This window comes from Candidatus Endomicrobiellum pyrsonymphae (assembly GCF_020328025.1).
Taxonomy (GTDB): domain Bacteria; phylum Elusimicrobiota; class Endomicrobiia; order Endomicrobiales; family Endomicrobiaceae; genus Endomicrobiellum; species Endomicrobiellum pyrsonymphae.
The window spans coordinates 13,756-26,865 of the sequence record NZ_JAIXMZ010000010.1; the positions used below are offsets into that span (position 1 = coordinate 13,756).

The 13,110-nt window shown below is 34.4% G+C and carries 10 protein-coding genes, 1 tRNA gene and 1 pseudogene; 9 read left to right on the forward strand and 3 right to left on the reverse strand.

The window, feature by feature from the left end; all coding sequences use genetic code 11:
- From mraY to LE180_RS01950, 9 genes and pseudogenes are all read left to right on the forward strand, one after another.
- Nucleotides 1-180 (forward strand): annotated as a pseudogene (mraY, locus tag LE180_RS01910) (phospho-N-acetylmuramoyl-pentapeptide-transferase); the annotation flags it as partial.
- Between the two features lie 107 nt (nt 181-287).
- Complete coding sequence (gene murD, locus LE180_RS01915; RefSeq protein ID WP_374133800.1) at nt 288-1,625, forward strand: UDP-N-acetylmuramoyl-L-alanine--D-glutamate ligase; 1,338 nt, start codon at nt 288-290, stop codon at nt 1,623-1,625.
- A gap of 6 nt (nt 1,626-1,631) precedes the next feature.
- A complete protein-coding gene (gene ftsW, locus LE180_RS01920; RefSeq protein ID WP_374133801.1) occupies nt 1,632-2,744 on the forward strand; it encodes a putative lipid II flippase FtsW in 1,113 nt (370 codons plus the stop codon).
- A gap of 24 nt (nt 2,745-2,768) precedes the next feature.
- A complete protein-coding gene (gene murG / locus LE180_RS01925) occupies nt 2,769-3,842 on the forward strand; it encodes an undecaprenyldiphospho-muramoylpentapeptide beta-N-acetylglucosaminyltransferase (protein ID WP_374133802.1) in 1,074 nt (357 codons plus the stop codon).
- A 260-nt stretch (nt 3,843-4,102) separates the two neighbouring features.
- Nucleotides 4,103-6,145: an excinuclease ABC subunit UvrB gene (uvrB, locus tag LE180_RS01930; protein ID WP_374133803.1), complete on the forward strand. Its 2,043-nt coding sequence runs from the start codon at nt 4,103-4,105 to the stop codon at nt 6,143-6,145.
- A gap of 99 nt (nt 6,146-6,244) precedes the next feature.
- A complete protein-coding gene (locus LE180_RS01935; RefSeq protein WP_374133804.1) occupies nt 6,245-6,520 on the forward strand; it encodes a hypothetical protein in 276 nt (91 codons plus the stop codon).
- Between the two features lie 317 nt (nt 6,521-6,837).
- A tRNA-Phe gene (locus LE180_RS01940) sits at nt 6,838-6,910 on the forward strand.
- Between the two features lie 454 nt (nt 6,911-7,364).
- Nucleotides 7,365-7,940, forward strand: coding sequence for a Panacea domain-containing protein (locus tag LE180_RS01945; RefSeq protein WP_374133805.1), 576 nt, complete (start codon nt 7,365-7,367; stop codon nt 7,938-7,940).
- Nucleotides 7,937-8,323, forward strand: a complete 387-nt coding sequence (locus tag LE180_RS01950; RefSeq protein ID WP_374133806.1) for a hypothetical protein — start codon at nt 7,937-7,939, stop codon at nt 8,321-8,323. Before LE180_RS01945 ends, LE180_RS01950 begins: the two co-directional genes overlap by 4 nt.
- A gap of 271 nt (nt 8,324-8,594) precedes the next feature.
- Here the strand turns inward: LE180_RS01950 and LE180_RS01955 are convergent, their stop codons facing one another.
- The 3 genes from LE180_RS01955 to LE180_RS01965 form a co-directional block, all read right to left on the reverse strand.
- Nucleotides 8,595-9,425, reverse strand: coding sequence for a site-specific DNA-methyltransferase (locus tag LE180_RS01955; RefSeq protein ID WP_374133807.1), 831 nt, complete (start codon nt 9,423-9,425; stop codon nt 8,595-8,597).
- Nucleotides 9,426-9,568: 143 nt separating this feature from the next.
- Nucleotides 9,569-10,831, reverse strand: coding sequence for a 3-isopropylmalate dehydratase large subunit (gene leuC, locus LE180_RS01960; RefSeq protein WP_374133808.1), 1,263 nt, complete (start codon nt 10,829-10,831; stop codon nt 9,569-9,571).
- 68 nt (nt 10,832-10,899) lie between these two features.
- On the reverse strand, nt 10,900-12,435 hold the full coding sequence (locus LE180_RS01965) for a 2-isopropylmalate synthase (RefSeq protein WP_374133809.1): 1,536 nt from the start codon (nt 12,433-12,435) through the stop codon (nt 10,900-10,902).
- Nucleotides 12,436-13,110: the final 675 nt, after the last annotated feature.

A 13,110-nucleotide genomic window follows, 5' to 3' on the forward strand; every position in this document is an offset into this window, starting at 1 on the left:
CTTTCAGTTCTTATGCAGGTTTCTTACTACAAGAGAACAAAAAGAAGAATATTTAAGATGGCGCCTATACATCATCATTTTGAACTGCTTGGATTATCTGAAACAAAGGTTACCATAAGATTTTGGATAGTAAGCATAATTTTAGCCATACTGTCTTTCGCATCGCTTAAATTGAGGTAATCTTTTACAATAGACCTCTTTCCAAACTATTGGTAAAGGTAAAAAAATGATTATGAAAAGAAATAAAAAGAAGATAAAAAGCAAGACAAATTTATAGGACAAATGAGATGGATTTGAAAAAAGGTTTGATGAAAAAGAATATAGGTGTTTTAGGACTCGGTAAGAGCGGTGTTGCCGCCGCCAACCTTGCCGTCAGGCTGGGATATAATGTATTTGCAAGCGACTGTGGGGGAAAAAGAGTAATAAAGTTTTTAAACAAAAAAATAACGACAGAGTTTTTCAATCACTCTGACAAAATTCTAAATTCAGATGTTATTATAAAAAGTCCCGGAATTCACTCGGACATCCCCATCTTAGAAAAAGCTATTGCTCGTAAAATTAAAATTATAAGCGAGCTAGCTTTTTCTGTTTCAAATTCAAAATACAAAAAAATTATAGCTATAACAGGCACAAATGGCAAAACTACTACGACTGATTTGATTGCAAAAATAATAAACGCCGCTCATAAAGACTCCATAGTTGTCGGCAATATTGGTTTTCCCTTGTCAGATAAAGCCTTAAAAACAACGAAAAACACATACATTACAATGGAACTTTCAAGCTATCAACTGGAAGATACGCCTGATTTTAGATCTGAGGTATCAGTGTTATTAAACATTACGCCGGATCATCTAGGACGCCACAAAACAATGAATGCGTACATAAAAGCGAAGGAAATCGTATTTGTAAATCAAAAAAGAGCAGATTTTACAGTAATTAACTACGACAACAAGATTTGTAGAAAAATAGCTTCAAAAGCCAAATCTAATGTAATTTTTTTTAGTAAAAAACCTTTACGGAACGGAGTATTTTATGATAATGGTAAAATAGTTATACAACTTGGCAAAAAACACATTGAAATCAATCCTAAGATTAACATAGTAGGAAGTCATAACATAGAAAACATTTTAGCGGCAACAGCAGCAACTTATGTCTCCGGGACAAATCGAGCAATTATAGAAAAAGTTATCTCAGGATATAAGGGAGTAGAACACAGAATAGAATTTGTAAAAACTGTAAATGACGTTGATTATTACAATGATTCAAAATCAACAAATATAGACTCAACTAGAGTGGCTATTGAATCTTTTAGCGGAAATGTTTTACTTATTATGGGTGGACGTGATAAAGGTTCCTCATATATACCTCTGAAAAATCTTGTAAAACGAAAAGTTAAATCTATTTTTCTCGTAGGAGAAGCCTCTAAAAAAATAAAAAAAGATTTAAAAGGTTCAACTTTGTTTTTTGATTGCGCTAACATAGAAAGCGCGGTAAAGCAAATATACAAAACGGCAGAAGCAGGCGATATAGTATTGCTTTCTCCTGCCTGCGCTTCTTTTGATCAATTTAGTAATTTTGAAGAAAGGGGCGCAATTTTCAAACAAATTGTAAGAAGATTCAAATGAGGATAGATGTTTAAGATTGATTTTGAAAAATATGATTATACTTTGATAATTTTAATATTAACCTGTATTCTTTTTGGGGCTTTTATGGTTTTTTCATCAAGCGCTATTATGGCTGATGTAAGATGGGCAAGTCCTTACAAGTTTTTTTTTAAACAGGTATTATGGGTTGGCGTGGGACTTGTCGCCATGTTTGCAACAAGCCTTTTAATTGATTATAAATTCTATAAAAAATATGCAAAAACCATTTACTTTTTTTCATTATTATTAGTAATTGCAGTTTTGTTTTTAGGAGTATCTAGACTTGGAGCAAAAAGATGGTTAGATATAGGTTTTTTTATAATACAGCCGTCAGAATTCGCAAAAATCGCTATTATTATTGCCATAGCCGACTTTATATCAAGGAAAAAAGATTTAATCGAACAATGGAAGGGTTTATTTGCGCCTGCAGTTATTATTTTACTTATACTTGCGCCTATCGTGGCAGAACCCGATTTGGGAACACCTATCTTAATATCCGGAGTATGTTTTGCAATGTTGTTTTGCGCAGGCATAAAGATGAAAGCTGTTTTTGCGTGTAGCTTAAGCGTTGCGCTTTTTATAGCAGAAGAAACTATAAAGAAACCTTACAGACTTGCAAGATTGAAAGATTATATTGCTTCTTTCATAGACATTGATGCATCTTCTTATCAGGTAAAACAATCTTTAAACGCGCTTGGCTCAGGCGGTTTTTTTGGCAAAGGACTTGGTAAAAGCGAAATGAAATTAATGTATTTGCCTGAAGCGCACACAGATTTTATTTTTCCAATTATAGGAGAAGAGCTTGGTTTTCTTGGAGCAGGCGCAGTAATTGCTTTTTTTATATATCTGTTTTTGAAAGGTATGAAAATGAGTAAACGTATGCCTGACGTTTTTTCGCAGTATTTGTGCTTAGGGATAACATTCTTTATTGTTTTTCAAGCTATTATCAACTTGTCAGTCGCTACAGGTGTTTTTCCTGCAAAAGGATTACCATTACCTTTTATCTCATTTGGAGGAACTTCTCTTGTTATAACAATGGCATCCGCAGGAATACTAATTAACTTATCACAATATAACAAAAATCTTGGTATCAGGCAGTAATGTCGTTATCGTGGAAGGCAAACAATGGTAAGTAAAAACATAATTATCGCTGCAAGCGGAACCGGAGGGCATATTTATCCTGGTATAGCTTTGGCAAAAGAGTTTAAATATCAAGGATATAATCCAATTTTTTTTATAAATAATAATACTGCATCCACAGAAATATTAAAGTTTGAAGAATTTGAATACATTGCATTTGCTACTTTGGGAATGCCGAGAAAAATTTCTTTTTCTTTTATTCCTTTTCTTTGCAAAATGATAATTTCTTTTCTTAAAGCTTTAAAACAAATTGCGACATTAAGACCTGTAGCGGTCATAGGCACAGGCGGATATATTGCAGCGCCTATTATTTTTGCGGCAAAGATACTAGATAAAGAAACTTTTATTCACGAACAAAACACTGTACCTGGAAAAGCAAATATATTTTTAAATAAAATAACCGATAAAACGTTTATAAGTTTTAAATACTCTGAAAAATATTTCAAAAATAAGAATGTTATCGTTTCAGGATACCCCGTGAGGGAAGATATTTTAACCGCTACGAAGGGAAAAGCGATAAAATTGTTTGGTCTCAAAGATAACATTGTTACGATATTGGTTTTTGGCGGAAGTCTTGGAGCTGTAAAGTTAAATGAAATCGCGCGCGAATCTCTTGCTGATTTATCTCTTAAGAACAAAATTCAAGTTTTGCATATAACAGGTTCCAAAAATTATGATAAAATACAAAAGCAGATTGAAAATAATCAAAACTACAAAGTATTTGGATATCTTCACAATATTGCAGATGCTTATGCAGCAAGCGATATTGTGATATGTCGCTCCGGGGCAGGAACTATTTTTGAACTAAAAGCTTTGGGAAAGTCTGCGATTGTTGTTCCGTATCCTTATGCCACAGATAATCATCAATACTGGAATGCAAAAGAAATAGAAGAAGATAAAAAAGTAATACTAATAGAAGAAAAATATCTAACAAAAGAAAAATTGAGCAAAGCCTTATATATACTTAAAGATAACATAAAAAATACTGTAATTAAAAATATTGTGAAAACGCCACAAAAATTAATGTTTGAGGAAATAAAAAAATGTATAGAATCTTAATTTCAAACGACAAAACTACAAAGGTATAAAAGTCGTTCCCTTGAGAGTATGAGCTTGCGATGAAAATGTTGAAACAGTAGTGGACAAAAACGGGAATTTTTCGTACAGATTACAGTAAGATATATTCCCGAACGTAAAAATAAAGGAACCGACGTGGATATGGCGGACAAAGGTTATATTTCCGTTACTTCACTGCAAATAGAGCATACAGATTTTGCATTAATAAAAGAAATAAAACTATAGTCGGTCGTGTGAATTTTATGGAAGAATTTAAATTAGTGTCTAAATTTAAGCCATCCGGCGATCAGCCCCATGCAATTGACGAACTTTATCATAATTATTTAACCGGTAAAAATTCGCAAGTTTTGCTTGGCGTTACGGGTTCTGGTAAAACGTTTGTTATGGCAAATGTTATTGAAAAACTTCAAAAGCCTACACTCATAATATCTCCAAATAAAGTTTTGGCATCACAAACTTATGCTGAGTTTAAGTCTTTTTTTCCAAACAATGCCGTAGAATATTTTATATCTTATTATGACTATTACCAGCCCGAAGCATATATTCCTTCAAGCGATACGTATATAGAAAAAGATGCGTCAATAAACGATCACATAGACAGACTTCGCTTAAAAGCAACAACGTCTCTTCTTGAAAGAAAAGATGTTATCGTAGTCGCTTCTGTTTCGTGTATATACAATCTTGGTTCTCCAAAAGACTATCAAAACATGTGCGTTACAATAACTGTAGGACAAGAAAAACCTATAAAACGCCTTTTAGTTGAACTTATTGCAAGTCATTATGAAAGAAATGAAGTGGAATTTATAAGAGGAAGATTCAGAGCAAAAGGGGACACTGTTGAAATTTTTCCTGCATATCTTGAAACCGCCATTAGAATTGAATATTATGGCGATATGGTTGAAAGTATAAAGGAATTTAATCCTATAACTGGAGAAGCTCTTAATAAAAAAAATGTGGCATGTATTTATCCTGCAAAACTTTTCGTCACAGATAAAGAAAAAATTGAAAACGCGTCAAAAACAATAAAAGAAGAATTAAGCGAACGTATTGTCGTTCTTAAATCTCAAAATAAACTTCTTGAAGCTCAGCGTCTTGAACAAAGAACAAAATACGATATGGAGATGTTGAAGGAAACAGGTTCTTGTAATGGCGTTGAAAATTATTCAAGACATTTATCTGAAAATCCTCAGGGAACAAGACCAACAACTCTTATAGATTATTTTCTGCAGGAAAATAATGATTTTTTAATGATAGCCGACGAATCGCATATATCTCTTCCGCAGATAAGAGGGATGTATGAGGGCGACAGGAGCAGAAAACAAACTCTTGTAGATTTTGGATTTAGACTTCCATCAGCCTTAGACAACAGACCTTTAAAATTTCCAGAATTTGAAACTCTTGTAAGGAAATTCATGATGGTTTCTGCAACGCCCGGGGTCTATGAGCTAGAAAGAAGCAAAAAACATACAGTGGATTTAATTATTCGTCCTACGGGACTTGTTGATCCGGAAGTTGTTATACGTCCCATTAATAATCAAATACAGGATTTAATGCAGGAAATACAAAAAATCACAAACAAAAATCAGAGAACTTTAGTTGCTACGCTAACAAAAAAAATGTCAGAAGATTTGGCGTTTTATTTAAAAGAAAAAGGCTTTAAAGTAGAATATTTGCATTCTGAAATAGATACTTTGGCAAGAATTGAAATACTTAAAAATCTACGACTTGGCAAGTTTGACGTTTTAGTCGGAATAAACCTCTTAAGAGAGGGATTAGATTTGCCTGAAGTTTCTTTGGTAGCTGTTTTAGATGCTGACAAAGAGGGGTTTTTGCGTTCAGAACCAACTCTTATTCAGATTTGCGGAAGAGCGTCAAGAAACGTTGACGGACGGGTCATTTTTTATGCAGACACAATTACGGGTTCTATGCAAAGAGCTTTGACAGAAATGAATCGCCGTAGAAAAAAGCAGATTGAGTACAATAAAAAAAATAATATTACGCCAAAAACAATCGTTAAAGCAGTTCGCGAACTTGATGAATTTAGAAATTTGTCAAGACAAAAATCTATAACGCATATTGTCGCAGAAGAACAATTAGATTATAAAATTACTCCAAAGAACATAAATGACATAATAAAAGAAATAGAAATCAAAATGAGAGACGCTGCTGAAAATTTAGATTTTGAATCAGCGGCGATATTAAGGGATAGAATGATTGAATTTAAAAATATGAAATCAAAAAAATCAATGCCGTATAAGAAAAAAAGTAAAAAGAAGGTTGTATAAATTTAACAAATACCCAAAATTCAGCGCTCGTTCGGTTTGACATATCGTCAAATTTTTGTCAGAATACCCCTTTGCGGGAGTGAAAATCGCTCTGAACTGGTGTTAATTATTGTAGCAAACGCGGTAGCTGTTTCTGTAGTTGTAGGGGCGGTTTATTTGGTAAGCGCTTTGATACAGGTAAAGAAAACAGCAATAGAGCTTGAAAGCGCAATGCGCAAACTCAGTACCAAATTGGATATTGTCAGTAAAGTTTCAGACAAGGTTGTGTCTATAAAGGAGAAGTTAGCATCTCCTGTTGTTTCAGCGTTTTCTCTTCTATTTCACATCGTTTCAAGCATTAATAAAAGAAGAAAGACAGACGTATGGGGAAAATGAGCGATAATAAAGATACTCTTGTGGTTTTTGTTTTGGGTAGTTGATTGGTACAGCTCTCGAGGATTTTGTATGCCCTTAGGGGGGGGAACTAGGCGTAATATTAAAAAGTTTAGTGCGGAAATATCAGATACGATAAGCGCTTTAAGTGAAAACTTGACGGAAACTGGACGTAAAGTTTAGAAAGAAGATAAAGAAAGGGGTTTATCTAGCAGAGATAAAATGAGCGAAGTTTTTGAAACGGGTAAAAAAGCTTTCAAAGAATATGCAAAAAAAGATTGACAATATATAAAGTTAGTTGAACGTAGAATTTTGAGCATGCTGAGGTAGCTCAGTTGGTAGAGCACAGGTCTGAAAAACCTGGTGTCGACAGTTCGATTCTGTCCCTCAGCATGTCATACATAATCCAAATCAAATTTTAAAAACTCGACTGAAAACAAAAAATCATCGAAAAATAAAGCAATTGAAAACACTTAAAAACATTCAAGAACAAATTGTAAGACTAAAATAAGACTAACTAAAATGGAAGTTTTGATACTGTGCTTTGATTTATGTAGGCTTGACTTACATTAGCATATATCATTCGTCGTTTCTGTATTAGACTGTCCCAATAGTTCTTTTACGGCGTTTGTGAATGTTTTTGAGTTGTTAACGATGTAATATTTAGTAGCTTCTATCGACGGTAAATATTGGCAGTTCAAAGTTATCAAGTCTTAACAATCTTTAACAAGTTTTAACATTTTCTGCTTACAAATTGCTTACAATTCTATATTTGACAAAACTATCAAAAAGCGTTATCATAATCAGTAGTTGCTAATGGCTGTTGACATTGTAGGGAGGGGCTAAAATGAATTTCAAAAAACTTGTGCAAGTTGTGAATTATGTTTTAGCAAAGTATGACTATAGGTTAAACTATACAAAGCTAATAAAATTGCTTTATATTTCTGATAGGGAATGCCTTAATAAGTGGAATTTTGCTATTTCAGGAGATTCCTATGTTTCAATGAAACAAGGTCCCGTATTGAGCGGACTTTATAACCTTATTTTAGAAAATAGTTCGCGCTGCGCTCCCACAGAACTTGCCGAGTGGAAGTGTTGTTTTTACCAGGAAGATAATGATTTGATTTCCAAAATAGAGTACAAATGTTCTTATGGTGAACTTTGTGATGCTGAAACGGATATTCTTGACTCAGTCGATAAAAAATACCACACTCGCAAATACGGCTATTTGATAAAAGAAGTTCATAAATTCCCAGAATGGAATAAAGATGCAGAAAAGTATAATACCTCTTATTCCTTGCCTAAACAGTCAATTCTTCGTAGTTTAAATAAATCAGAGAAAGAAATTAAAGCAATAATAGACAACGAACAGACTTTGTCGCAATTAGATGAAAGTTTTAAAGAAAAAGGCTTGATGATATGAGTCAATCTAATGTCATCAGAGGAAAAGCTTTTTGGAAATTAGACGAATCAGAAAAAAGGCATCTTTACTTTGTTCTTTCAGAACCAAATATGGATAATATCGTTCTTGTTGTAAACGCTACAGATGTGTTAAATGTTCCAGCCTGTCATGATAAGTCTTGCGTATTAGATATCGGAGAACATCGTGCAATAACAAAGAAATCCGTTGTGTATTATCGTGTGTCAAAAGAGTTTAGAGCATCAGAGATACTGTTAGAGTTAAGTAAAAAAGAGTTAATACTAGAAGTAGATTTGTCAACGCCAACTCTACTTAAAATACAAAATGGAGCAAAAAACAGTAAGCTGTTACCTAAGAAGTTGAGAAAGTATTTTGAAAAATTCTGAATATACAACGGTGCTACGCTTGCTAAAAAATCCAATTTTAACACGCTATTTTTTGATTGCCTCTTTGCATCAAGTCCGTGTTTTGCTATGTTGATATGTGTATATTTTAGATACTTCGCCGTCATAGAATCTCTAACTTCATTTATAAAAGTATCTGTATCAAGTTTATTATATTTTTGCTGAATTTTTGTAATATCTTGGAAGACATTAAGCGATTGCGTTAAAAACGCTTCGTCAATTTTTTTAAAATCCCCTTTCTCTAATAACTCCTTCATAGATTCCTTTTTGCTATAAATTGTTGGATATTTTTTTCTGTCAACAGGATATAGTCGGGATTAATTTCATAGGCAATATAACTTCCATTGTTTTGTAAGGCAGATATACACTCCGAACCGCTACCACAAAAAGGAATTATAACAGTGTAATCATTTTTATTTGGGCGACAAGATTTAAGCAATTTATCTGTTAAAGACAACGGTTTTTGCGTTGGGTGAATTATCAAATCGTGTTTTTCGTGAAGTTTTCTTTCCGTCGGTGTAATAATCTTTTCGCAAGTCTTGCAATAAATAATTCTTTCTTTTAATGACGCTCCACCTGCAAGCGTGGATTCACGAATAACATCTCGCGGCAAGGCTCCGTTTCTATTTGCGTTATAGACAGTTTCTTTACCGCCAAATCTTGCGCTTGCAGATTTAGGACGAACTCTTCCCGCGCTACCCTTTAAAAAACCTTCGGTATATGGTTCCCTAACTTCATCACGATTAAAAATTGGATTATCTCGCCAACAGCATAAAATAGATTCGTGACTTCTTTGCCAAAAATGCAATGAAGGAACATTTTTATTCGTATAATACCAAGTAAGCCATCTGTGATGTTCCATTGGCAACAATACTGAGATATGCGCCAATATTTCGTCAAATCCATAAATAAACATAGTTCCTGTTGGTTTTAATAATCTTTGGCATTCTAATAACCAAAGTTTGACCCACTCTATGTAATCTACATGTTTTTGTTTGTCAGAATCGTTACCAAAATCTTTGCCAACATTATAAGGCGGATCGACAATGATTATATCTGCACTATTGTTAGGTATTTTTTTCATTCCTCTAATACAATCTTCATTATATATTCTGTTTAGTTTCATATTCCTAACATACATTGTCTCAACAATCCGTCAAAGCTATTGTTTTAACATCAAGTCGCCGTCATTTCTTGCAAGCTCAGCTCGCATACTTCAACAACATGCTAAATCTCATCTGGTGTTGCTATATAACCCTTTATTGCCGATGCTGCCACTACTGCGGGATTTGCCAAAAACACTTGCGATTCAACGTGACCCATTCTGCCCACAAAATTTCTGTTCGTAGTTGAGATACATTTTTCTCCTGATGCGAGAATACCCATATGTCCGCCCAAGCAAGGTCCGCAAGTCGGCGCTGAAATTATAGCGCCTGCGTCCGCAAATATTTTAAGCAAGCCTTCTGCTAAAGCTTGTGAATAGACTGCTGGTGTAGCTGGAATTACAAGCGTTCTTACATTAGAATTTACTTTTTTACCTTTTTTTATAATTGTAGCAGCTATTCTTAAATCTTCAATTCTGCCGTTAGTGCAAGAACCTATTACTGCTTGGTCTATATAAGTTCTCTTTGTGTCTTTTACTGCTTTTGTGTTAGATGGCAAGAAAGGCATTGCTACTTGAGGTAAAATCTTTTCGCAATCTATTTCAAGTGTCTTCAAATACTTTGCGTTTTTATCGCTCATATAAAATTTATATTTTCTTTGAGCTATTTTTGACACATATTTTTCTGTAATTTCATCAGGGGTAAATATCCCATTTTTTCCGCCAGCTTCAATAGCCATGTTTGCTATTGTAAATCTATCTGCCATTGTAAGTTTTTTGCATAACGGTCCTGTAAATTCCATTGCATTATACAAAGCTCCGTCAACGCCAATAGAGCCTATTATGTAAAGAATAATATCTTTGCCGCTTACCCATTTATTTAGCTTACCTGTCAAGACAAATCTAAGTGAATTTGGAACTTTAAACCAAACTTTACCTGTTGCCATCGCCGCGGCAACGTCTGTTGAACCTCCGCCCGTCGAAAATGCGCCTAACGCTCCGTAAGTACATGTGTGCGAGTCTGCCCCTATAACAACATCGCCCGGAAGAACAATTCCTTTTTCTGGAAGAATAGCATGTTCTACTCCGCAGTTTCCACCTTCAAAATAATGTTTTATTTTCTGTTCTTTTGCAAATTCTCTTACAAATTTAACATGTTCTGCGCTCAAGATATCTTTATTTGGAGTAAAATGATCCATAACCAAAGCTATTTTGTTTTTATCAAAAACTTTTTTTGCGCCTGATTTTCTAAATTCTTTAATTGCCAAAGGCGCAGTAACATCGTTTGAAAGCGCTATGTCTATTTTCGGTTCTATAAATTCGCCGGGTTCAACAACTTTTTTGCCACAATGCACAGCTAATATTTTTTCCGTAATGGTACTGTTCATTTATTTCCCCTTGTTGTTCGATAATTATAGCCAATCAACCTTATAGAAAGGCGCATCAAAATATGAAGTTAGTCGACTATAGCCTTATTAATAACCTGCATATAAGCTTTTGTGCTGGCTTCAACGATATCCGTCGATGCTCCTTTACCGGAATAAACCATTCCTTTGTATTTTGCCTTTAGAAAAACTTCTCCAAGCGCATCTTCGCCTGAAGAAACAGCTCTTAAAGAGAATTCTGTAAGTTTTATGTCCATCTTTACTATTTTATCTATAGCTTTATATGCGGCGTCAACAGGACCGCTACCACAGGCTGCTTCTCGAAAAACTATTGGTTTTGCTTGTTTTTTATTATTTTCATTTTTCAGTATTTTTACCGTTGCTGTGGGAACTGTCCCTGTGCCTGAAGCGGCGCTGAAATAATCTAAAACAAAAGTTTCTTTACAACAAGAAGTAGCTCCTTCTTCAATTAGCGCAACTATATCCTCGTTAAAAACCGTCTTCTTTTTATCTGCCAAATTTTTAAATTTTTCAAATAATAATTCAGATTCTTTATTTGCAAGCCTATATCCCAAATCTTTAATTCTTTTAAAAAATGCATGTCTGCCTGAATGTTTACCTAAAACTAAAGAACTTTCGGGAACGCCCACGTCGGACGGGTTCATAATTTCATAAGTTTCTCTTGCTTTCAAAATACCATCTTGATGAATTCCCGACTCGTGAGCAAATGCGTTTGCTCCAACAATAGCTTTATTTACTTGTACTGAAATACCCGTTAGTCTCGAGACAAGTTTGCTTGCATTGTACAACTCATTCGTTTTGATTGAATGACGAACATTGTAATAATGCGGTCTTACCCTTAATGCCATTGCAAGTTCTTCAAGAGAAGCGTTGCCGGCTCTTTCTCCTATTCCGTTGATAGTACATTCGACTTGTCTTGCTCCGTTTTCAATTGCAGATAACGAATTTGCAACTGCAAGTCCTAAATCGTTATGACAGTGGACGCTTATGATTGTCTTATCGATATTATGCGCTCTCTTTTTAATTTCAGCTATTTTATTGCCAAACTCAACAGGGGTTGTATATCCCACAGTGTCTGGAATATTTACTGTATTTGCGCCTGCGTCTATCACAGCTTCTACAACTTTACACAAGAAGTCCATATCCGACCTTCCGGCATCCTCAGCGGAAAACTCTATATCGTTACATAAACCTTTACCGTATTTTACAGCTTTTACAGCCATATTTAAAATTTGCGTTCTTGTTTTTTGAAGTTTCTTTTTAATATGTAAATCGGAAGTTGCCAAAAATATATGTATTCTTGGTTTTTTTGCATATCTTACCGCGTCCCAACATGTTTTTATGTCTTTTTCAGACGCTCTACATAACCCTGCAATAGTTGATGTTTTAATTTGTCGAGATATTGTCTCTACAGCGTCGAAATCTCCCGGACTTGAAACAGGAAATCCAGCTTCAATAACGTCAACGCCTAAAACAGCAAGCTGATTTGCGACAAGCAATTTTTCTTTTAAATTCATGCTTGCACCGGGAGACTGCTCGCCGTCTCTTAATGTTGTATCAAAAAATATTACTTTGTCTTTTTTCATTTTTAGTTCTCTGCTTTGTGTCGCAACAGTTTTCCTGCACAAGTATATATAAAAATGTATTCTTTTGCAATAAAATGTAGAATCTCGTGACATAATAGACTTTTTATTTTACTCCGCGCGCTAGGTACAGAGTACGCCCCTACGCAAGCATACTACGCGCCTTCCCTCATTTGTGGTATTACTCACAGCATCCTTTTAACTAGACTAGGAGCGCGCAGAAGTCTCTCGTGAAACTTTTGTGAATTTTTTTTTTGTGTTTTTAAGAATGGACTTGTCAAATTTAAGATATAAAATATTTACGAAATCTTTATGATTCTTAGCTTTTTCCTTGCGGACCCGTATTATATCAAATCAAATTCTTAATTTACAAGTCAACCCTAAAGTCAAAGGGAAAAGGGACATTTTTAAAACGATTTCACAGCGAAGAAGTTTTAACGAATGGAGCGATTTTAAAGCTATAGAGTTTCAAAAGATTTTTATACTATGATTCCACTGTCTTCAAACTTTTCTTCTCCAACTTGTTCTTCACCATCAAAAATCTCCTCAACTATAACTATGAAAAAAAAATTCACAAAAGTTTCACGAGAGACTTCTGCGCGCTCCTAGTCTAGTTAAAAGGATGCTGTGAGTAATACCACAAATGAGGGAAGGCGCGTAGTATGCTTGCGTAGGGGC

Excerpts from the sequence above, each read along its gene's own strand:
- murD (WP_374133800.1), top strand. The coding sequence starts at position 288 with ATGGATTTGAAAAAAGGTTTGATGAAAAAGAATATAGGTGTTTTAGGA.
- ftsW (WP_374133801.1), top strand. The coding sequence starts at position 1,632 with ATGTTTAAGATTGATTTTGAAAAATATGATTATACTTTGATAATTTTA.
- murG (WP_374133802.1), top strand. The coding sequence starts at position 2,769 with ATGGTAAGTAAAAACATAATTATCGCTGCAAGCGGAACCGGAGGGCAT.
- uvrB (WP_374133803.1), top strand. The coding sequence starts at position 4,103 with ATGGAAGAATTTAAATTAGTGTCTAAATTTAAGCCATCCGGCGATCAG.
- LE180_RS01945 (WP_374133805.1), top strand. The coding sequence starts at position 7,365 with ATGAATTTCAAAAAACTTGTGCAAGTTGTGAATTATGTTTTAGCAAAG.
- LE180_RS01950 (WP_374133806.1), top strand. The coding sequence starts at position 7,937 with ATGAGTCAATCTAATGTCATCAGAGGAAAAGCTTTTTGGAAATTAGAC.
- LE180_RS01955 (WP_374133807.1), bottom strand. The coding sequence starts at position 9,425 with ATGAAAAAAATACCTAACAATAGTGCAGATATAATCATTGTCGATCCG.
- leuC (WP_374133808.1), bottom strand. The coding sequence starts at position 10,831 with ATGAACAGTACCATTACGGAAAAAATATTAGCTGTGCATTGTGGCAAA.
- LE180_RS01965 (WP_374133809.1), bottom strand. The coding sequence starts at position 12,435 with ATGAAAAAAGACAAAGTAATATTTTTTGATACAACATTAAGAGACGGC.